The 22502-nt window shown below is 31.1% G+C and carries 22 protein-coding genes; 9 read left to right on the forward strand and 13 right to left on the reverse strand.

Going from position 1 to position 22502, the window contains the following annotated elements; all coding sequences use genetic code 11:
* Window positions 1-350 precede the first annotated feature (350 nt).
* The 12 genes from lysS to ruvX all read right to left on the reverse strand — a co-directional run bounded on the left by lysS (window position 351) and on the right by ruvX (window position 13122).
* Window positions 351-2051 (reverse strand): lysine--tRNA ligase, encoded by a 1701-nt coding sequence (gene lysS, locus B3578_RS00005; protein ID WP_286496432.1) that lies wholly within the window; start codon window positions 2049-2051, stop codon window positions 351-353.
* Between the two features lie 107 nt (window positions 2052-2158).
* Entirely contained in the window at window positions 2159-3139 is a 981-nt protein-coding gene (locus B3578_RS00010; RefSeq protein WP_219034726.1) for a hypothetical protein, read from the reverse strand.
* 76 nt (window positions 3140-3215) lie between these two features.
* Window positions 3216-4154, reverse strand: a complete 939-nt coding sequence (locus B3578_RS00015; RefSeq protein WP_114999803.1) for a hypothetical protein — start codon at window positions 4152-4154, stop codon at window positions 3216-3218.
* A gap of 31 nt (window positions 4155-4185) precedes the next feature.
* Window positions 4186-5562 carry a DNA recombination protein RmuC gene (gene rmuC / locus B3578_RS00020; RefSeq protein WP_286496433.1) on the reverse strand — a complete coding sequence of 459 codons (1377 nt, stop codon included), beginning with the start codon at window positions 5560-5562 and terminating at the stop codon, window positions 4186-4188.
* A 198-nt stretch (window positions 5563-5760) separates the two neighbouring features.
* The gene (locus B3578_RS00025) at window positions 5761-6285 is read right to left on the reverse strand and encodes a CvpA family protein (protein WP_114999807.1); all 525 of its coding nucleotides are present in this window, start codon (window positions 6283-6285) and stop codon (window positions 5761-5763) included.
* The gene (locus B3578_RS00030) at window positions 6285-7445 is read right to left on the reverse strand and encodes a cysteine desulfurase family protein (protein ID WP_125350150.1); all 1161 of its coding nucleotides are present in this window, start codon (window positions 7443-7445) and stop codon (window positions 6285-6287) included. Before B3578_RS00030 ends, B3578_RS00025 begins: the two co-directional genes overlap by 1 nt.
* 85 nt (window positions 7446-7530) lie before the next feature.
* Window positions 7531-8349, reverse strand: coding sequence for a DUF4846 domain-containing protein (locus B3578_RS00035; RefSeq protein ID WP_286496128.1), 819 nt, complete (start codon window positions 8347-8349; stop codon window positions 7531-7533).
* 21 nt (window positions 8350-8370) lie between these two features.
* On the reverse strand, window positions 8371-10362 hold the full coding sequence (gene uvrB, locus B3578_RS00040) for an excinuclease ABC subunit UvrB (protein ID WP_286496129.1): 1992 nt from the start codon (window positions 10360-10362) through the stop codon (window positions 8371-8373).
* Window positions 10363-10700: 338 nt separating this feature from the next.
* A complete protein-coding gene (mazG, locus tag B3578_RS00045) occupies window positions 10701-11465 on the reverse strand; it encodes a nucleoside triphosphate pyrophosphohydrolase (RefSeq protein WP_291046071.1) in 765 nt (254 codons plus the stop codon).
* A gap of 6 nt (window positions 11466-11471) precedes the next feature.
* Window positions 11472-12068, reverse strand: coding sequence for a DUF5606 domain-containing protein (locus B3578_RS00050; RefSeq protein ID WP_291046074.1), 597 nt, complete (start codon window positions 12066-12068; stop codon window positions 11472-11474).
* Between the two features lie 20 nt (window positions 12069-12088).
* Window positions 12089-12664: a peptide deformylase gene (gene def / locus B3578_RS00055; RefSeq protein WP_114999818.1), complete on the reverse strand. Its 576-nt coding sequence runs from the start codon at window positions 12662-12664 to the stop codon at window positions 12089-12091.
* A gap of 44 nt (window positions 12665-12708) precedes the next feature.
* Entirely contained in the window at window positions 12709-13122 is a 414-nt protein-coding gene (ruvX, locus tag B3578_RS00060; protein WP_038333513.1) for a Holliday junction resolvase RuvX, read from the reverse strand.
* Between the two features lie 91 nt (window positions 13123-13213).
* Between ruvX and B3578_RS00065 the strand changes: the two genes are divergently transcribed.
* From B3578_RS00065 to B3578_RS00085, 5 genes are all read left to right on the forward strand, one after another.
* Window positions 13214-14029, forward strand: a complete 816-nt coding sequence (locus B3578_RS00065; protein WP_125350148.1) for a 2,3,4,5-tetrahydropyridine-2,6-dicarboxylate N-succinyltransferase — start codon at window positions 13214-13216, stop codon at window positions 14027-14029.
* A 102-nt stretch (window positions 14030-14131) separates the two neighbouring features.
* A complete protein-coding gene (locus B3578_RS00070) occupies window positions 14132-15196 on the forward strand; it encodes a glycosyltransferase family 9 protein (RefSeq protein ID WP_286496130.1) in 1065 nt (354 codons plus the stop codon).
* Window positions 15197-15244: 48 nt separating this feature from the next.
* Window positions 15245-16018, forward strand: a complete 774-nt coding sequence (locus B3578_RS00075) for a glycosyltransferase family 2 protein (RefSeq protein ID WP_286496131.1) — start codon at window positions 15245-15247, stop codon at window positions 16016-16018.
* Between the two features lie 53 nt (window positions 16019-16071).
* On the forward strand, window positions 16072-16950 hold the full coding sequence (fabD, locus tag B3578_RS00080; RefSeq protein ID WP_114999826.1) for an ACP S-malonyltransferase: 879 nt from the start codon (window positions 16072-16074) through the stop codon (window positions 16948-16950).
* A gap of 5 nt (window positions 16951-16955) precedes the next feature.
* Window positions 16956-17861: a GYDIA family GHMP kinase gene (locus B3578_RS00085; RefSeq protein ID WP_286496132.1), complete on the forward strand. Its 906-nt coding sequence runs from the start codon at window positions 16956-16958 to the stop codon at window positions 17859-17861.
* A 34-nt stretch (window positions 17862-17895) separates the two neighbouring features.
* Here the strand turns inward: B3578_RS00085 and B3578_RS00090 are convergent, their stop codons facing one another.
* On the reverse strand, window positions 17896-18678 hold the full coding sequence (locus B3578_RS00090) for a lipopolysaccharide kinase InaA family protein (RefSeq protein WP_286496133.1): 783 nt from the start codon (window positions 18676-18678) through the stop codon (window positions 17896-17898).
* A gap of 128 nt (window positions 18679-18806) precedes the next feature.
* On the opposite strand from B3578_RS00090, the gene B3578_RS00095 reads away from it, so the two are divergent.
* From B3578_RS00095 to B3578_RS00110, 4 genes are all read left to right on the forward strand, one after another.
* A complete protein-coding gene (locus B3578_RS00095) occupies window positions 18807-19868 on the forward strand; it encodes a glycosyltransferase family 4 protein (protein ID WP_125350144.1) in 1062 nt (353 codons plus the stop codon).
* A 93-nt stretch (window positions 19869-19961) separates the two neighbouring features.
* Entirely contained in the window at window positions 19962-20519 is a 558-nt protein-coding gene (locus B3578_RS00100; protein WP_286496134.1) for an L-threonylcarbamoyladenylate synthase, read from the forward strand.
* Window positions 20520-20550: 31 nt separating this feature from the next.
* Window positions 20551-21972 (forward strand): CCA tRNA nucleotidyltransferase, encoded by a 1422-nt coding sequence (locus B3578_RS00105; RefSeq protein WP_286496136.1) that lies wholly within the window; start codon window positions 20551-20553, stop codon window positions 21970-21972.
* Between the two features lie 3 nt (window positions 21973-21975).
* Window positions 21976-22488 carry an IS1096 element passenger TnpR family protein gene (locus B3578_RS00110; RefSeq protein ID WP_038333549.1) on the forward strand — a complete coding sequence of 171 codons (513 nt, stop codon included), beginning with the start codon at window positions 21976-21978 and terminating at the stop codon, window positions 22486-22488.
* The last annotated feature ends 14 nt before the right edge of the window (window positions 22489-22502 follow it).

The raw sequence follows: 22502 nt of genomic DNA on the forward strand, positions 1-22502 counted from the left end.
AACTTACAACTCATAACTCGATAACACTCCTTTGTAGATTTTTATTGTCAGTCTTAAATCTTATGTCTTATAACTTATTACTCAAAACTCAGAACTTAAAACCCGCGTTAGGGATAGTAGTGTAAATCCTTTTGTAGGAGTTGGATTTTCTGTAATCACTTCTAATCTTCTTTTACAAAAGATTGGAACGGATAGCCCAACCGAGCGATTTGCATTAGCTGTGTTTGTATTATTTTGGTTATTTTATAAATAATATAAATGGAAGGCAAAGAGCGAGGGAACGCCCAAATAATTACAAAAAAAGCCCAACCGAAGTTGAGCTTTTAAAATATAGATGAAAGGGTAATAATTTACTCGCCTAAATATGAAACTGTCTTAGAATCTCCTTCAACAGTAACTTTAGTCAAGTTATATTTTGCTAAATTTTTCATTGATTTGTCCCATTTTTTACCGCTTAAAGCAGCTTGAGATTTTAATTCATTCAAATCAATGTTTTCGTTAGCTTTTAAAATTTCAATAATTTGAGTTTCTTCTTCTGTCAATTCGTAAGCTGGTGCAGCTTTTTCTGGACGCATTTGAGGGAAGAATAAAACTTCTTGAATAGATGGATTATTTGTTAAGAACATAATCAAACGATCCATTCCGATTCCTAAACCTGATGTTGGAGGCATTCCGTATTCTAATGCACGTAAGAAATCTTGGTCGATAAACATTGCTTCGTCGTCACCTCTATCAGCTAAAGCCATTTGTGCTTCAAAACGCTCACGTTGATCGATTGGGTCATTTAACTCAGAATATGCGTTAGCAATTTCTTTTCCACAAACCATTAATTCGAAACGCTCAGTTAATTCTGGATTATCACGGTGCTTTTTAGTCAATGGAGACATTTCTTTTGGATAATCTGTAATGAAAGTTGGTTGAATGTAGTTTCCTTCACATTTTTCACCAAAAATTTCATCGATTAATTTTCCTTTACCCATAGTCTCATCAACCTCGATCCCCATTCCTTTAGCAGCTTCAAATAATTCTGCTTCAGATTTTCCATCGATATCAAATCCTGTAAAATCAATAATTGATTGACGCATTGTTACACGTTTGTAAGGTGCTTTGAAATCAATTTTATGTTCTCCGAAAGTTGTTTCAGAAGTTCCATTAACAGCAATTGCACAATGTTCTAATAATTGCTCTGTGAAATCCATCATCCAGTTGTAATCTTTGTAAGCAACATAAATTTCCATTGCTGTAAATTCTGGATTATGCGTACGATCCATTCCTTCGTTACGGAAGTTTTTAGAAAATTCGTAAACACCATCAAAACCACCAACGATTAATCTTTTTAAATATAATTCGTTCGCGATTCTTAAATATAATGGAATATCTAATGCATTATGATGTGTAATAAACGGACGAGCTGCTGCACCCCCAGGAATCGATTGTAAAACAGGAGTTTCTACTTCCATGTATCCACGATCGTTGAAGAAATTACGCATTGCGTTGAATAAACGTGTACGTTTTAAGAAAATTTCTTTCACGTGAGGATTTACAACCATGTCTACGTAACGCATACGGTAACGCAATTCTGGATCTGTAAAAGCGTCAAATACATGACCTTCGTCGTCAGTTTTTACAATTGGTAATGGACGTAAAGTTTTTGATAACAAAGTTAATTTTGTTACGTGAACAGAAATTTCACCTACTTTAGTTTTGAATTCATATCCTTCAATTCCAATAAAATCTCCGATATCCATCAATTTCTTGAAAATTGTATTATACTCAATTCCTTCTTCAGACGAAGAAATATCATCTCTCGAGATATAAACCTGTACACGACCTTCGCTATCTTGTAACTCAGCGAAAGAAGCTTTCCCCATTACACGAACACTCATCAATCGTCCGGCAAGCTTGACAACCTTTCCTTCTTCGTACTTTTCCTTAATTTCTTTAGAATTAGAAGTTATCACGAATTCTTCGGCAGGGTAAGGCTCAACGCCTAAGTCTCTTAATTGTTGTAGTTTTTCTCTACGAATAATTTCTTGTTCAGACAATTGCATAGTGAATATAATTTATATAAAATGAATGCAAAATTATGAAAAATAATCTTGATTCACGAAGTTTTTATGATTTAATAATGTAAGAATTATCAGTATTGATGCGAGTTTTAGTCTACTAACTCAAAACGGCGCTCTAATGTATAATCTGTATCTTGAAATTTTACCTTTTTGGTTTCGATACTATATGAAATCCAACCGTTATCCTTGATACGCGAAGTCGTTTTAACATAATATTTTATGTCGTCTTTCAATCTATTTTCAGAAGGCTGTTCTGTACCTAATTTTGTTGCTAATTCTTTTAGATAAGTATACCAAGAATTGGCCAACCAATCTTTATCGGCTTCCTGAAAACTTGACATAATGTAATTGGTTTGCGAAACTCCAATCTCATTCAATTTCAATTCTGTTGTAGCTGGAGTGGGAGAAGTGCTAAATAAATTGTCCATGTAAGATTGATAAACAAATGGCGCACTTTCTAAAGTAAAATTACTTTTTCCATAAAAATGATGGAATTGACGAATGTCTTTGTCAAATAATTTAACAATACTTTCTTCTGTAGAATATTGTTGAAGATTCTTTTTGATTAACGCAATCGCAGTAGGATTATCCAAATATTTATTCTCTAAATCTTCTGAAGATAAAACCAATTGTTTAATCGTTTTATCTAAATCTGTATAACCTAAAAATCGTCCGTCTTGATCTATTTTAAAGGAAATCGAAACATTATTAACTAACGAAAAAGGATTATTTAAAAATGATTTTGAATTGAATTGTATATTTCTGAAATTCCACTTTACAATGGTTTCGTTTTGATAAATATTTTCAACTTGAATAATAACGTTATAAGTATATTGTTCTTGATGCGAAATCGTGTCATCTTCCAATTTCACTTCACTTGTTGTTACATTATATCGTTTTTCGTTTCCAATATTCCAATATGTTTTGGGAAAAATAATCGTTTCCTGCGGAGCATTAAAAATGGTATCATTTTTAACAACCGGTGAAATTGTATCTTGAATAGGATCTTGGGCAAATATTTTTATCGAAAAAAATAGAAAAAACAGATAATATGTAAAATTAATTTTCATTTATAAGTAATCAAACTAATTCAAAAATAGAGCAAATTATCTAAAATGAAGTTTGAAATTCGTTAAAAAATAAAATTTAGTCATTTAAAAGTTTTATACTTAATTGATTAACTGTTTTCTTAGAACCAATATTTAAGCTAAATAAATATTCAGATTTGATTAAAATTGAATTCAAATCGTACGTATTTTCATATTTCACTTTTAATTCAACTGTTTCTGAATATTTTTTGATTTCTTTTTTTACCTGTTCTTGCGACAAATTCAGTTTAGCATCATTCAACATATAATACGCCATTTCTTCCCATAATTTCTCAAAATCATCTTTGCTCAAATTTTGGTCAGAAGCAATTGTATACGTACCTTTTTCTTTGTTGATATCTTTTAGATAAGTATTTGTGGTAGAAGAAATTGGAAATCCAAAAATATTTTCCTGTACAGATTTTCCTTCATATGTTTCACCTAAACGAAAATATTGTCCATTAAAATAATTGAAAACGTGAATTTCTTGCTCAAAAACATAGGGAACATATGTTTTCGATTTGACCATTTCCTCAATATACGCAATATTTGCCTTATAATCATCAGATTTTTTGCGTTGTTTACCAAGTTTATCTGTTATTTTAAGCAATTTTTCTTCAATCTGAGGAACATTTAATAATTCTAAAAATTCTCCAGAAGGATTTGTTGTGAATTCGTACTCTATTCCTTCAGAATTATTGATAAAATCGCGGTAAAATTCATCAGGATCATTGGATTGATTTTTACCATTTACAAATGTATACTTATTGGCAAAATCATTCTTGTCAACCAATTCCATCGATTTATTTGATTGGTTGATGACTTTAGAAACCGTATCATTTACAGAAATCGAAAAGTTACGATCTGTAAATGAGTAGTTATATATTTTGTTTAATTCTAAATTTGGTTTTACCTGTACAGATTTTTCTTCAAAATTCACCTGCGCAAAAATGGCAGGAGAGTATAGTAAAATCAAGGTAAATAGGCTTGTTTTCATTCTCTCTAAAAGTTGTACAAATATAGAATGATTATTGAATATCCAAGTTATTTATTGAACGAATCATTGTATCAATTGGCTTAGTTTCCGAAATTTCTTTTTCCATCAAAGTTCCACCGATTTCTTTCAGCTTTTTAACCTGCGGAATAAATCGATTTTCTAGTGAACCTATAGCTTTATTGTAACTTTGGGTTGCTTGGTTTAGATTATGACCAACCGTCGCCAAATGTTGTATTAAAACATTCACACGATTGTATAATTCTATTCCAGCATCTCGCATTTGATATATATTTTCCGCAACATTTAATTGTTGCCAGCTAAACGCAATTGTGCGAAGCATTGTAATCAAAGTAGTTGGTGTTGCAATAATTATTCTATTGTTTAGTGCATCTTCTATCAAAGTTCGCTCCAATTCTAACGCAGCACCAAAAGAACTTTCAATTTGCAGATACATCACCACATAATCGGGTGCTTCTGTGTATTGATTCCAATAAGCCTTAGAACTCAAATTCTTTAAATGTTCGCGTACAGCTTTCGCGTGCATTTGTAAATGATGTTTTCTTAAATTCTCATCTTCCGTTTCAAATGCAAGCATATATTGGTTTAATGGAACTTTAGAATCGACAATTACTTTTCGATTTCCAGGAAGATTAACGATTAAATCCGGGCGAAGCAAACCATTTTCGGACTGAACAGAAGTTTGTTCTTCAAAATCACAAAAAGATGACATTCCAGCAAATTCAACGACACGACGCAATCCAATTTCTCCGTATTTTCCTCTTGTGTGTGAAGTTTTAAGAGCAGAAACTAATGTATTGGTTTCTTTTTGCAATTTATCAGTTGTACCACGCATTGAATCTAAGAAAACTTTAATTTCTGAATAAGCGCCTTCTCGAGCTTTTTCTATTTCGGATATTTTTCCGTCAAATTTATTCAAGCTTTCATTTAATGGTTTGATTAACGAATCAATCGCTTGTTGACGTTTTTCTAAATCGTTTTGAGAATTAGAAAAATGTTTATCCAATGTTGTTTTCGCTAAATCAAGAAATTGTTCGTTATTACTTTTCAAAACTTGAGCTGAAAGTGCTTCAAATTGCTCTTTTAATCGTTCATTGGTTTCGAGCATAAACGATTTTTGCTCCTCCACAGCTTTCATTGCTTCTTGATGGCGAACCGTTAATTCTGTATTTTTTTCGCGCTCTTTTTGCCATTGATCCAAATTGAAATTTGCATCATCTTTTATTTCGATAAATTCATTTTTTAGCGAATCATATTGTTTCTGAAGTTCTTGGTGTTTTATTTCATTTCCAATTATGGCTGAATTTGCTTTCGATTTTGAATATAAAAAACTGATAACGGCTCCAATGATAAAAAAAAGGATGGATGAAAGTATGATTGCGCTGTTCATAATCTTAAAATTTAAACAAAGGAACGATTTTATACGACACAATATGTCGTTATTAAAAATAAAATCATAAAAAAACGATTTCTAAGAATTGTTTTTTCATCTTAAATTAATTGTTTTGATCTCTTTAGATAATTTTTGTGCCTTTTATAAAATTAATGTTAAGAAAAAAGACAGCTTGAAAAAGCTGTCTTTGTATGATCATAAATGAATAGAATCTTGGGATTCTGTCCTTAAATTATCTTTTGTTTCGAAGATAGAATTTTTGATGATTTGAGAACTTTCGTTCAAAATTGGTAAAATCTGGCTTTCGTCTTTTGTTTCTTTAAATCCTAGTTCTAAAATCGGATCGATATAATACAAAATACTTGATGTTAAAAGTAAAGAGATTATTAATCCTAAAGCCGCTCCACCAAATCGATTAATGATTCCTAAACCAACTGCTTCTACTGTTTTTTGTGTTAAACTTGACGCTAATTTTATTGTGAAAAAAGCAATTGCAAATGTAATAACTAACGCAACCAAAGAAGTTAAGCTATCTGCAACAATGTTGTAAGAATCGACATAAACTTCGATGATTTGATAAAATTTAAAACTTAACCAAATTGCTACAAAAAAACCGACTAACCCAATTAATTGAGAAATAAAACCTTTGAAAAATCCGTTGATAAAACCAAAAGCTAACGCAATTAAAATCAGAATATCAAGTTGATTGAAATCAGTCATTAAGCGTTTTGTAATTGATGTTTTTCAGCGATTTTTTTCAATGTTCCAACTAAGACATCAATATCTTCTTTAGTTGTTTCGTATGAAAAAGATACACGTAAAGGCGTCATTTGATCAATTTCTTCTTCTGTGTACAATGTTTGCATAACTAATGAAACTTTTGCTGCACCAGAACTGCAAGCACTTCCTTGTGAAACAGCGATACCAGCTAATTCTAATTCGAATCCGATTAAGGCATCATGAAATGGTAATTTGATGCTTAATAATGCATACAAACTTTTGTCTAAATCATCTGATAATCCATTGAAAGAAACGCCTGGAATAGCTGCTTTTAATTGATCGATTGTATATTGTTTAATTTCTTTGATGTGATTAACATGAGCTTCTAACTCATCAATTGCTAAATCAAAAGCTTTTGAAAGTCCAACAATTCCGTATACGTTTTCGGTACCAGAACGCATTCCTCTTTCTTGTCCTCCTCCAGCAATCAAGGCTTTTAAATGCGAAGCTTTTTTTGCATATAAAAATCCAGCACCTTTTGGTCCATGAATTTTGTGTGCTGAGCAAGAAGCGAAATCCATTCCCAAATCTTGGAAATCTAAATCGTAATGACCAACTGTTTGCACCGTATCTGTGTGGAACAATGTATTATTTTCTTGACACAATTGCGAAATACGTTTAATATCTGTTAAATTTCCAATTTCGTTATTAGCATGCATCAAAGAAACCAATGTTTTTTTAGATTGATCTTTAACTAATTCCTCTAATTGAGCATAATCAATGTCTCCATTTTTTTGAATATTGATGCGGATTACTTCAACTTTTCCACGATATTCTAAATCTTTGATACTTTCTTGTACGCATTTGTGTTCCATATCCGAAGTAATGATACGTGTAACATCTAAATCATTTACACAAGAACGTATAATCGTATTGTTAGATTCTGTCCCACAAGAAGTAAAATAAATTTCGGCAGGAGAAATATTTAAACGCTGCGCAATGTTCTTTCGAGCCATTTCTATAAGTGCCTTGGCTTCTCTACCAAAAACGTGGGTAGAAGATGGATTTCCGAAAACATTTTTCATCACATTTGCCATTTCGTCAACTACTTCTGGACGAATTGCTGTGGTTGCTGCATTGTCTAAATATACTCTTTGCATTATCGATTATTTACTGTATTGTTGTTTACTTTGAGGTTTTGAACAACAAATTTAAGTAAAATGTAAGGATTGAAAAAGTAAAATGTTATTTAAAACGCATCAAGTCCGAAGACAAAAATCTCCACTCAGGTGTAAGAAGTATGCCTTCTTTTGCAATATACCATGGTGAGATTAAATCGTTGCTTGGATTAGAAAGAATATGAATGTCTTGACTTGGATAATAACTTTGAGCCAAAATGAATATATTATTCCCATTTTTATCTTTCGCTAAATCAATTACCATTACAGCATGACTTTTTATATTTCCCTTTTGAAAAAATACATCGCCAATTTGAATCTCTTTGATAGAGATTGGTTTTAATAATTCAGCAATTGTATTTGAATTTGTATTTTCTAAATAATAGATCAAATATTGCATGTATTTCGTATGAGAATAATCTCCTTTTACATAGTCAGTGTAAGGAATTGGCTTTGTAGAAATTTTAGACAATTTATCTATTTCATTGTATTTTTTCGAACGGAAGAAATACTCTAAACGCAAACTCATCATCGCATTTGCATTAAACTGTACATTTTTTTTGGGTTGTTCTAAATCTAAAACTCCTACATATATATTTGGATTAGATTTTTTTTGACCATCAAAAGAATAAACAGCTGTATTATTGTTTTTGAGCGGAAGGTTATTTATCCATTTACCAAAATCTGTATAATTTTGATTCCTTTCATAATTTGGAGGTGTATCAAATCTCTTGAAAATCTTTAATTCACGTGTATGAACTAAACTACTTTCTTCATTTTCAAGCAATTCATTATTTGAAGATGATTTTAAAATCTGTGTGTTACAAGATGATAAAATGGTAAAAAACGATAGAGTTAAAAAAAATGTATTCTTAAAAATTTTCATTGAAATGTTGAAAAAAACGTGCTATTCTTTGGTTAAGAGTTGAATTTGATCTCTTAATTCGGCTGCTTTTATAAAATCTAAATTTTTTGCAGCATTTTCCATTTCTTTCTGCAATTTTTGTACCAATTTCTCTTTATCTTCTGTCGAATAATTTTCATTAATCTCTGCTGCTTGTTGAATCAAATGTTTTTGTTCGTAAGGATTTTCTTCAAAATCTGCTGCAGCTAAACTTAGTTTCGTTATTTTTTTGTTTAAAGCTTGCGGAACTTTATTGTGATCTTTGTTGTATTTCATTTGAATTTCACGACGACGATTTGTTTCATCAATCGTTAATTGCATACTATCTGTAATTCTATCTGCGTACATAATCGCCAAACCATTCACGTTACGAGCAGCACGACCAACCGTTTGCGTTAAAGAACGATGACTTCTTAAAAAACCTTCTTTATCAGCATCCAAAATTGCTACTAGAGAAACTTCAGGTAAATCTAAACCTTCTCTCAAAAGATTAACTCCAACCAAAACATCAAATAATCCAGCGCGTAAATCAGCCATAATCTGAACACGTTCTAATGTATCCACATCAGAATGAATATAACGACATCGAACGCCATATTTTGTCAAATATTTCGTTAACTCTTCCGCCATTCGTTTCGTTAAAGTAGTGACCAAAACACGTTCGTCTAACTCTACTCGTTTATTGATTTCTTCCATCAAATCATCGACTTGATTTTGTGTTGGACGAATTTCAATAATTGGATCTAATAATCCTGTTGGACGAATGACTTGCTCTACAACAACTCCTTCCGATTTTTCTAATTCATAATTCGCAGGTGTTGCTGAAACATAAATCACTTGATTTTGTAAAGCTTCAAATTCTTCGAATTTTAACGGACGATTGTCCATTGCAGCTGGAAGTCGGAAACCATATTCTACTAAATTCTCCTTGCGCGAGCGGTCTCCACCATACATTGCATGAACTTGAGAAACTGTAACGTGCGACTCATCAATCACCATCAAATAATCTTCTGGGAAATAATCTAACAAACAGAATGGACGAGTTCCTGGTTCGCGACCGTCTAAGTATCTCGAATAATTCTCGATTCCAGAACAATATCCCAATTCTTTGATCATTTCCAAATCGAATTCAGTACGTTCTTGCAAACGTTTTGCTTCGAGATGTTTTCCGATTTCATGATAATATTCAACTTGTTTACCCAAATCGATCTGAATATCAGCAATTGCACCATTTAAAGTGTCTTTAGAAGTAACAAAAAGATTGGCTGGATAAATATTAATTTTATCTAATTTAGTTGAAGTTTTACCTGTTTCTACATTGAAAACTGAGATTTCTTCGATTTCATCACCAAAGAAATTAATTCTGATTCCATCATCCGCATAAGCAGGGAAAATATCTAATGTATCTCCTTTAATTCTAAAATTTCCGCGTTGAAAAATACCTTCTGTTCTCGAATATAAAGCTTGGACTAATTTATGCAAAAAAGCTGTTCTCGAGATAATTTGCCCCGTTTCAATCTGAATCACATTTTTATGAAATTCTGTTGGATTTCCAATACCATATAAACACGAAACTGAAGCCACAACCAAAATATCGCGACGACCAGAAAGTAGGGAGGAAGTTGTACTTAAACGAAGCTTTTCAATTTCTTCATTAATTGATAAATCTTTCTCAATATAGGTTCCTGATGAAGGAATGTAAGCTTCTGGTTGATAATAATCATAGTAAGAAACGAAATATTCGACTGCATTATTCGGAAAAAATTCTTTGAATTCCATATACAACTGTGCCGCCAACGTTTTGTTATGTGCCAAAACTAAAGTTGGACGTTGCACATCTTGTACAACATTCGCGATTGTAAATGTTTTACCAGAACCTGTAACACCCAAAAGTGTTTGATAACGATCATTATTTAGAATACCATTTGATAATTCTTCAATAGCTTTTGGTTGATCACCAGTTGGCTTGAATTCAGAATTTAATTGAAACTGCATTCTACAAATTTACAAATTATTCAGATAAAAAAGGATTGTTATGAATTGTGATTTTACATAGAAGTTGATAAAAAATAAAAAGGCGACTTTAAGTCACCTTTTCATCAAAACCACAAAAAAATGAGAAAACTGTTTACTTAGTAAACAAACTTCCTTCCATTATTACAAGCTATTGCCCGCTATAACCATTGCAAATATATGTCGGTTTTCTGTGCGTGCACAATAATTTGTAATACTTTGTTTTATTGGTGTCGATAAAAGTTATTTATAATAGTGTTAAAACGTCTGATTACAACGTTTTCGTTGATTTGAATAAACTTTATAGTGTTAAGTTTACACTAGCTAATTTTCGCTAAATTCCATAATTTATCTAATTCGGAAATGGTTAAATCAGCTATGTTTTGACCATTTTCTTTCGCGATTTCTTCTAATTTCTGAAAACGTGTGATAAATTTTTTGTTCGATCTTTCTAAAGCATCTTCAGAATTGATGCCATTAAATCGTCCATAATTAATCAAAGAAAATAAAATGTCACCAAATTCCATCTCTTTATCTGTTGGATTTTGTTCTTCTTTGAATTCATTAATTTCCTCGATAATTTTATCAAAAACTTGATCAGAATTTTCAAATTCAAATCCAACACCTTTTACTTTGTCTTGAATTCGGTAAGCTTTTACCATTGCTGGGAGAGAAGTAGGAACGCCAGAAAGTACAGATTTGTTACCTTCTTTTAGTTTGATTTGTTCCCAATTTTGAAGCACCTTTTCTTCTGTATTTGCTTCTACATCGCCGTAAATATGTGGATGACGATGAATTAATTTGTCACAAATACCATTTAAAACATCAGCAACATCGAAGTTGTTTTGTTCTGATGCGATTTTAGAATAAAAAACTAGGTGAAGAAAAACATCACCTAGTTCTTTTTTTATTTCATCCGAATCTTTTTCGATGATGGCATCCGAAAGTTCATAAATTTCTTCGATAGATAACGTACGCAACGTTTCCATTGTTTGTTTACGATCCCACGGACATTTTTCACGTAATTCATCCATTATATCCAACAATCTTTCGAAAGCCTGTAATTGATCTTTACGTGTATTCATCTCTAATTATTCAGCGTCTTTATCTTTTTTTGCTGTTGTTTTTTTAGCAGCAGTTTTTTTAGCAGGTTTTTCTTCAGCGTCTTTTTTGTTAGCAGCCTTTTTAGCAGGAGCTTTCTTTTTTGGTTTTTCTTCCACAACAACTTCTTCTGTAGCTTCTACTTCAGCAACAGGAGCTTCTTGTGCTTGTTGAGCAGCCATTGCAGCTTCTACAGCAGCTAAGTCGATGTTTAATAATCCGTTTTTGTGTAAGATATTATACCATTGGAATAATTTTTTCAAATCAGAATCATAAACTCTTGAATCGTCATATTCTGGTAAAACTTCTTCCATATATTTACGCAATTCTGCACCAGAAGTTTTGTAATCGATCGTTTCTCCTCCGTTTTCTTTTTTGTAAATTCTGAAGAAAACTTCAGCCAAAGGAAATTCTTGTGATACTCCGTAAATAGCAACGTTGTCTAATAAACTAACATTGTAGTTAGAAGCGATTGAGATTTTTTTACCTTTTTCTAAATCTTCAACAACAAAACCACCTCTTGTTTGAGAAACTAAACGGTATAATCCTGGTTTTCCTGAAATTGCGATAACTCTTGATAAATCCATATTCTATTATGTTTAAGGGTCTATGAAGGGAATTTCATTTTGTAACTCGTGTTTACTTTCCCTTTTGTTATATTTTTTAATTTATTACTTATTAATTTCTTTTTAAAGCTCGAAATATAGTCAATAAAAAGCTTTCCTTCCAAATGATCGTATTCGTGTTGAATAACTCGAGCGCGAATATCCGAAAAAGTTTCGGTATGTTTCACCCAATTTTCATCAAAATATTCTAAAGTTACCGATTCTGGACGTGTTACATCTTCGTGAATGTGAGGAATACTCAAACATCCTTCTGTAAAAGCCCATTCATCACCTTCAGAACTACTGATTTTTTTTGGATTGATGAAAACTCGTTTGAAATCTTTTAATTCATCTTTTACATCATCATAATCTTCATCTTCTTCGAAAGGCGAGCAATCAACAACAAATAAACGTATATCTTTCCCGATCTGAGGCGCTGCGATACCAACTCCGTTAGAGTCATACATTGTATCGAACATATTTTGGATCAGTTCTTGTAAATTTTTATAATCTTGATCGATTTCTTGTGAAACTTTACGCAAGACAGGATCTCCGTAAGCTACAACTGGTAATACCATTTTCTGATCTTTTTTTATTAATTTAACGGCAAAGATACAATTTGTTATAGTTTATGTGATAAAAATGATTGTAAAATTATTACGGCACTCACTTTATCGACCATTCCTTTTTCTTGACGTTTTTTCTTTTTCATTCCTCCAGCAAACATTGCTTGAGAAGCCATTTTTGAGGTAAACATCTCATTTTCACGATGAATTTTAATCAACGGAAATTGTTCAGAAAATTTTTTCAAAAAAGGTTGAATTTGATTTTCAATCTCATTTAATTCTCCTGAAAAACGAACAGATAATCCAACTACAAGGTCAGAAACGTTTTCTTTCTCGATATATTGTTTCAAGAAATCCATCAATTTTGATGTATCAATTGTATCAACTGGCGAAGCTATAATTTGCAATTCATCGGTTACGGCAACGCCTGTTCTTTTTCCTCCGTAATCTAACGCTAATATTCGTGACATTTGGCAAATTTAAAAAAACGATTCAATAATAAATAATCTCTATGAAATCCCTTGATTATAATTTTTATATTTGTGGCTATTATTAATAAAGATGGAGAATTTAAAACAAATCATAGAAAAAGCTTGGGACAATAGAGAATTGTTACAAGAAGAGTCAACACAAATTGCAATTCGTGAAGTAATTGAGTTAATCGATAACGGACAATTACGTTGTGCAGAACCAGTTGGAGAAGATTGGCAAGTAAACGAATGGGTGAAAAAAGCAGTTGTAATGTATTTCCCAATTCAGAAAATGGAAACTTTAGAAGCAGGAATTTTTGAATACCATGATAAAATGGAATTGAAACGTAACTATGCTGAAAAAGGAATTCGTGTTGTTCCAAATGCTGTTGCCCGCTATGGTGCGTATATTTCTTCGGGAGTTATTTTAATGCCTTCTTATGTAAATATTGGTGCGTATGTGGACGAAGGAACAATGGTTGATACTTGGGCTACTGTAGGTTCTTGTGCACAAATTGGTAAAAATGTTCATTTATCTGGTGGTGTAGGAATCGGTGGAGTTTTAGAGCCATTGCAAGCTGCGCCAGTAATTATTGAAGATAATGCGTTTATCGGATCTCGTTGTATCGTTGTAGAAGGAGTTCGTGTAGGTAAAGAAGCGGTTTTAGGAGCAAATGTTGTGTTGACAGCATCTACTAAAATTATTGATGTAACAGGTGACGAACCAGTAGAAATTAAAGGTTATGTTCCTGCTCGTTCAGTTGTAATTCCAGGTTCTTATACAAAGAAATTTGCTGCAGGTGAATACCAAGTTCCATGTGCTTTGATCATCGGAACTCGTAAAGAGTCTACAGATAAAAAAACTTCATTAAACGATGCATTACGCGAGCATAATGTGGCGGTTTAAGTAGAATAAATTTTATAAAATATAATCCTCAGCAGTTTTGTTGAGGATTTTTTATTTTCGAATCAAACATATTTTAGTAGTTTTGCTTTATAACTATGTTTTATGAAAATTTTGATTATCCAACACAAGATGATAGGCGATGTTTTAATCACATCATTGTTGTGCGAAAATATCAAAAGAGCTTATCCAAATGCTATTGTTGATTATTTAATCAATAGTAATACTTTGCCTGTTTTAGAGAATAATCCATACATCGATCATAAAATTGTTTTCGATGAAAAAGAAAACAAAGGCTTGATGAATTTGATTAAATTCTCGAAAAAAGTTAATCAAAATAGATATGATATTGTAATTGATGCTTACTCAAAATTACAGAGTTGGGTAGATGTTTTTATCAATAATGCACCAAAAAAAATATCGTACAAAAAGATTGGAAGAACGTTTTTGTATACAGATAATGTAGAAAAACATGACGAACCAAATTCATATTTAGGTTTAGCAATCGAACATCGTTTGTCTTTATTGAAGCCTTTAGGAATTGAAATTCCTTTGGCAACAGAACCGAAATTGTATTTAACAGAAGAAGAAATAAACTTTGCGAAAGATTTATTTGAAAAACATCAAGTTGATTCTACTCGTAAATCAGTTATGATTAGTTTACTTGGTTCTGATCCTTCAAAAACTTATCCGTTGAATCAAATGGCAAAAATGGTTGATTTTATTGGTCAACATTATAATGTCAATATTTTATTCAATTATTTTCCGAAACAATTATCGCAAGCAAAAGAAGTATATAATCAATTATCTGATGAAACCAAATCGAAAGTTTATTTTGAATTGTTGGGTAATGATTTGCGCGAGTTTATTGCAATTGCAAACGAATGTGATGTGATTGTAGGAAATGATGGAGGAGCAATTAATATGTCCAAGGCTTTAGGGAAAAAATCGTTTATTATTTTTTCTCCTTGGATTGATAAAAAAGTTTGGGCAACTTTCGAAGATGGAATTCATCACACAAGTGTTCATTTAAAAGATTATTTTCCTGAAAAACTTGGAGATTTAAACAATCGTCAAATAAAAAAACAAGTTGATGAATTTTATTCAATCTTTGATTTCGATTTGTTTAAAGAAAAGTTAGAATATTTCTTATCACCATTAATAAAATAAAAACAGAAATTTTGAGTTTCTATTTATAAAATTAGATTACTATAGAGAATGTCTACTAAAATTTCTGCTCTACTAATTACACTTAACGAAGAAAAAAACATCAAAAGATTTCTTGATGAGGCTAGTTATGCAGATGAAATAATAATTGTAGATTCATATAGTACAGACAAAACGGAAGAAATTGCATTCCAAAATCCAAAAGTAAAGTTTGTAAAACGCAAGTTTGATAATTTCACAAATCAACGAAATTATACACTTTCTTTGGCAAAAAATGATTGGGTCACTTTTTTTGATGCAGATGAAGAACTTTCATCTGAATTAAAAGAAGAATTAATAAAGAAAGTAAATTCAAATTTACAGGATGTAGCTTTTATGGCTTATCATTCATTTTATTTTAAGAATAAGAAAATAGAATTTTCTGGTCAGCAAAATGTGAGAGCTGTTCGTCTTTTTAGAAAATCTAAATGTAGATATAAAGATGGTTTGATGGTTCATGAATTATTAGAATGTGATGGGGCAGTAGGTGATTTGGAACAAAAAGTGAAACATCATACGTTTATTGATGAAGAATATTATTTAGATAAACTTAATAGTTATTCTCGCTTACGAGCACAAGAACTTCGTCTCAAAAATTTGAAACCATCATTTTATCATTATACCATAAAGCCTGCTTATCGTTTTTTCAATTATTTTGTGGTGAGATTTGGTTTTTTAGATGGAAAAGATGGTTATACAATTGCAAAACTACATGCAATTTCTGTTGCAAATCGTTATAAATATTTGGACGAAATTTATAGAAAAGAAAATCAAAACTTAGGTTAAATAAAGAAGTTTGAGATTTTATTATACATTTGTCATACATTAAAAATAATACAATGAAAGCATATGTTTTTCCAGGACAAGGCGCTCAATTCTCTGGAATGGGTAAAGACTTGTACGAAAATTCTGAAATCGCAAAAGAATTATTTGACAAAGCAAACGAAATCTTAGGATTTGATATAAAATCAATTATGTTTGAAGGTTCTGCTGAAGACCTAAAACAAACAAAAGTTACGCAACCAGCAGTTTTTTTACATTCTGTTATTTTAGCGAAAATTTTACCAGATTTTAAACCAGAAATGGTTGCAGGACATTCTTTAGGAGAAATTTCTGCTTTAGTTGCAAATGGAACTTTAGACTTTGAATCTGGATTAAAATTAGTTTACAAACGTGCTTTAGCAATGCAAGCTGCATGTGAAGCTAATCCATCTACAATGGCTGCAATCTTAGGGTTAGAAGATAAAATTGTAGAAGATGCTTGTGCAGAAATTGATGGAGTTGTAGTGGCTGCAAATTACAATTGTCCAGGTCAGTTAGTGATTTCTGGAGAAATTGAAGCGGTTAATGTAGCATGCGAAAAACTGAAAGAGTTAGGTGCAAAACGAGCATTAGTTTTACCAGTAGGAGGAGCTTTTCACTCACCTTTAATGAAACCTGCTGAAGAAGAATTAGCACAAGCTATTGAAGAAACAACATTCAATACTCCAATTTGTCCAGTTTATCAAAATGTAAGCACAACAGCTGTTACAGATCCTGCTGAAATTAAGAAAAACTTGATTGCTCAATTAACTGCTCCAGTAAAATGGACGCAATCTGTTCAAAATATGATTGCTGATGGTGCGAGTGAATTTATTGAGGTTGGACCAGGAAATACTTTACAAGGTTTAGTGAAAAAAATAAACAGAGAGGTCTCAACTTCTTCGGCACAAATCTAAACGAAATGAAAACATACCGTTCCAATGGAAAATTATTCCTTATCGGGGAATATATTGTGATTGATGGGGCGAAAGCATTTGCATTGCCCACAAAATATGGGCAATGTTTGTTTGTGGAAAATTCATCAGAAATAGAAAATTTAATCACTTGGAAAGCAACTAAATTTGATAATTCTATTTGGTTTGAAACTAAAGTTAGATTGAATGATTTAGAAATAATTTCGTCTACAAATGATAAATTAAGTCAATCATTACAAAATATTTTAAAACAAGCTAAAATTTTAAATCCTGATTTTTTTGATTCTAATAACAGTTATCAATGTTTAACGAAGTTAGAATATCCGCAAGAATGGGGACTGGGAAGTAGTTCGACTTTGATTGATTTGATTAGTCAATGGATAGAAATAAATCCGTTTGAATTAAATCAATTAACCTTCAATACAAGTGGTTATGATATTGCATGTGCGCATCATCATCAGCCCATTTTGTTTTCGAATAATCCTATCGAAGTAGAAGATTTAGAATTGAATTGGAATTTTAAAGATCAACTTTATTTTGTTTATCTTAATCAAAAGCAAGATACACAAGCCGTTGTTGGAAATCATTATAAGAACAAATCAAAAGATTGGAAAATGATTCAAGAGCTTTCTGATTTGGTTGTTCAAGCAACTAAAGTTGAGAATTTAACTGATTTAGAATCTATTTTAGATGAATATCAAGAACGATTAGGAGATTTTATGCAAATTTCGCAAGTCAAAGAATTGCATTTTCCTGATTATTTAGGAGCTGTAAAAAGCCTCGGAGCTTGGGGCGGAGATTTTGTTTTAGTGACGTATAGAGAAGGAATGAACGATTATTTTAAAGAAAAAGGATATGAGATTATTATTCCGTTTTCTGAAATGATAAAATAACAAAAAAGCAGATTTANNTAAATCTGCTTTTTTGTTATTGTTTTTTACCAATCATGGCTTTTAATTTCTTTTTTCGAGCTTGTTTTGTTTGAAATTTTTGCTGGAATTCTTGTGTTTTATTCCACATTTCTTTAATAACTTCTTGTTCTGGTTTATTAATAAGTTTCGCATATTCTTTTCCCATAATTTCTATCATTTCTTTTTGAGGAGTTAGACGAGAAAAATTTTTCATTCGAATATCAAAACTCATTGAATTATGAAAATTCATGCGATTTAAATCAACCAAATAAAACTCATATTGATTTTCTCCAACTTGCTTAATTAAAGTATTTCCAGGAGAATGATCCAAAAATTCAATTCCAGCTTCATGCAAATCAAATGTGAATTTTGTAAATTGTTTCAAGATTTCATTTCGATTTGAATAATTAATATCTAAAACTAATTCTCTAAAAGTTATTTCAGATGTAACTAATTCACAAAAATAATAACTTTTTAAAAATGAGATTGTATTAAAATTTTCGACATATGCGATTGGAGTAGGTGTTTTAAAACCTAAATCAATTAATTTATTAGCATATAAGAATGATCGTTCAGCTTTTGATTTTCTGAAAAATCGATATACAAATTTATTGACAATATTCGGAATTTTGAATGATTTAATCGTAGCAATTTTACCCGATTTTAATGTCTTTTTTTTGATAGAATTTCTTGTGCCTTTTGCAATATAATCGTCAATCAAGTCAAAATTGTCAATAATGGATTTGATTTCAGTTTGCGTAGTTTGATAATTATTATTTACGACAATTTTCTGTGTCATTTTTCAAAATATTATAATTAATATAGAAAAAATCTATATTTCATTTTAATCTGTCAAAGATATGTCTATTTTTGTTGAAAATAAGGACAACTTAAAACAAGTTTTTTAAAAATTTTAGAACCTAACTTATGGTAAAAAAAATTCTTTTAGAATCTCATAATCTAAAGAATCGTGCAACTGGTTTCGGAGTTTTTAATTACGAATTGATTAAAGCTCTTTCGAAATTAAATTTTGATGATCAAATTTATTTACTTTACAAAAAACCTGAAGATTTAAGGACTGAATTTGGTACTAAATTTCATTATAAAAAATATTATAGTTTAATGCGCAATCCGTTTTTCAGAACGCGTGAAAAGTATGATGTTTGGCACTCCTTAAATCAAAATATAAAAGTTGAACCTTGTCATAAACCAAAAAAATATGTTTTGACGATTCATGATGTTAATTTTATGGAAGAAAATTCGCTTGATTATAGTCCAAATCACATTAAATATTTTAAAGAAAAGATTAAGCGAGTAGATGTTATCACATTTATTTCTGAATATGCAAAGAAACAAACTATGCAATATTTTGATATTTCGGGAATAGAAAATACAATAATTTATAATGGAAATTCAATTTCAGAAATTATAAATTGTGATGATTTTCAATCTCCATTAGATATTTCAAAACCTTATTTTTATACGATTGGAGCTTTTCTTGAAAAGAAAAATTTTGAATCACTTGTAAAAATGATGAAATTTTTACCAGATTTTAATTTGATTATTTCTGGGAATTGTACGAATGCCTATGGTCAAAAAATAAAAGATTTAATTGCTAAAGAAAAATTAGAAAACCAAGTTTTTTTATCAGGTAAAGTTTCTGAACGAGCAAAGCAATTTTATATGCAAAATTGCGAAGCGTTCTTATTTCCATCAACTGGAGAAGGTTTTGGTTTGCCTCCCTTAGAAGCGATGAGCTTTGGAAAACCAATTATTTTATCTGATAAAACGTCTTTACCAGAAATTGGTGGAAAAGATGCGTTTTATTGGAATGATTTTGAACCAGAATATATGAAAAATGTAGTGGAAGATGCGTTAAATCAATACAATCAAAATTCAGATTATTTTATAGAAGCTTATATCAAAAGAGCTGGAAGTTTTAGTTGGGATAAAGCGGCAAATGAATATCTAAAGGTCTATGAAATCTAAAATCTATTTTGCGATAAATAATATTTCGAAGAAAATCGACTTCATTCAACTTTCCTATAATACCTTTGCACTCAAATTTATAAAACAAAGAAAATGTCAGATATAAACGAAATTGTAGCCAAACTAAAACAAGGAGAAACAATGCTTTATCCAACAGACACAATTCTTGGACTGGGTTGTGATGCGAAGAATGAGGCTGCAATCGAAAAAATTTATCAGATAAAAAATCGTCCTTCATCAAAATCGTTGATTATTTTGGTTGATTCTCCACGTATGTTACAAAATATTGTTGAGGTGCCAGAATTAGCTTGGGATTTGATTGATTTGAACGAAAAACCTCTTACAATTATTTACGATAATCCAAAAGGTTTACCACAATCGTTAATTGCAGAAGATAATACAATTGCCATTCGAATGACTGATGATTTGTTTTGTAAAAAAATCATCGGGAAATTAGGAGGACCAATTGTGTCTACATCGGCTAATTTATCAGGAGAATCTTCTCCAAAAGTGTTTTCGGAAGTTAATCCTACTATTTTAGAGCGTGTTGACTTTTATCCAGATGAAACAAAAACCTTTGTACCTCAGTTCACTGCATCAACGATAATTAAATTAGGTCTAGATAACGAAGTAAAAGTTATTAGAGAGTAGTTTTTTATTTCAAAACTTATACTTTTGCAGAATGAAAATCTTAGAAGCCGTATCAAATCCAATTTTTAGAAATGTAGCAGAAGTTGCTGATGAAATTAATCAAGAAACTTATGTGGTTGGTGGATTTGTACGCGATTATTTATTGAATCGTGGTCAGAAAAAGGACATCGATTTTGTAACAGTTGGAAATGGAATTTTATTGGCTAAAGAATTGGCTAATAAATTAGGACATACATCACAAGTTTCAGTTTTTAAACGTTTTGGAACAGCAATGTTCAAATATAAAGACACAGATTTGGAATTTGTAGGTGCGCGAAAAGAAAGTTATTCAGAAGATAGTCGAAAACCACATGTTGAAGACGGAACGTTGGAAGACGACCAAAAACGTCGTGATTTTACGATCAATACATTGGCAATTTCGATGAATAAAGAGAATTTTGGCGAATTAATTGATCCTTTTAATGGAGTAGAAGATTTGAATAATAAAATTATCAAAACACCATTAGAGCCGAATGTTACCTATTCTGATGATCCTTTGCGTATGATGCGTGCGATTCGTTTTGCAGCTCAATTGGATTTTGAAATAGAAAAAAAATCTTTTCAGGCAATAATTGATAATGCAGAACGTATTAATATCGTATCTTTTGAACGCGTAATGGATGAGTTTCAGAAAATTATGATGACTGACAAACCTTCGGTCGGATTATTGTTGTTGGAACAATCAGGATTAATGCAACATATTTTACCAGAATTGGTTGCGTTAAAAGGAATCGAAGAGGTTGAAGGTCAGAAACATAAAGATAATTTTTATCATACGTTAGAAGTCGTTGATAATATTTCTGTCAACACAGATAATGTTTGGTTACGTTGGGCAGCGTTGTTGCATGATATTGGAAAAGCTGTAACAAAACGTTTTGATAAAAATGTAGGTTGGACATTTCATTCGCATGAATTTGTTGGATCAAAAATGGTATTAAAATTGTTCAGACGATTAAAATTACCATTAGGACCGCAAGTAAAATATGTTCAGAAGTTAGTCATGATGAGTTCTCGACCAATTGCTGTTGTAACAGACGACGCTACAGATTCGGCATTACGTAGATTATTGTTTGATGCTGGAGAAGATTTCGACGATTTAATTACGCTTTGCAAAGCTGATATTACAACAAAAAATGAACGTAAACAAAAACGTTTCAAACAAAATTTTGAAGTTGTAGAACAAAAAATAAAAGATGTTGAAGAACGTGATAAAGTACGTAATTTTCAACCACCAATTACAGGTGAACAAATAATGGAAATATTTGATATTCAGCCAGGAAAAGAGATTGGAATCTTAAAAAATGCCATCAAAGAAGCAATTTTAGAAGGCGAAGTAGAAAATAATTATAATTCTGCATTAGAATTTGTAATTAATATGGGAAAAGATTTAAATTTGGAACCGAAAAATATTTAGAAAGTGATATATAAAATTCGTGTATTCCTTGATGCAAAAGAGGATGTTTTTAGAGACATAGAAATTAAAGAGAAGCAAACATTATTCACATTGTACAAAGGTATTATTAGTGCTTTTAGTTTACAAGGTGAGGAGTTGGCGTCGTTCTATGAAGTAGATGAAGATGGAAACCAAACAAAAGAAATTCCTTTAGAGGATATGTCTGATGATGGAACTGATGAAACAATGGCTGATTTTTATATCAAAGAAGCTTTTGCTAATCAAGGAGATCGTATGGCTTTTGTATATGATTTTATGGAAATGTGGACATTTGTGGCTGAATTAATTTCTGTAGAAGATAAACCAGCTGTTCTTAATTATCCATTAACGGTTTACCGTTTCGGTTCAATGCCTCTTAAAGCGCCTAAAAAAGACATGATGGTTGATTTAGACGATGAAGAAGATATTGATTTTGCAGAAGATGCTGAATTAAATGATTTACAAATCGACGAAGATTTAGACGTAGACGATTTATAAAAACTACAACTAAT

The organism is Empedobacter sp. UBA1574 (assembly GCF_002322895.1).
Lineage (GTDB): Bacteria > Bacteroidota > Bacteroidia > Flavobacteriales > Weeksellaceae > Empedobacter > Empedobacter falsenii_B.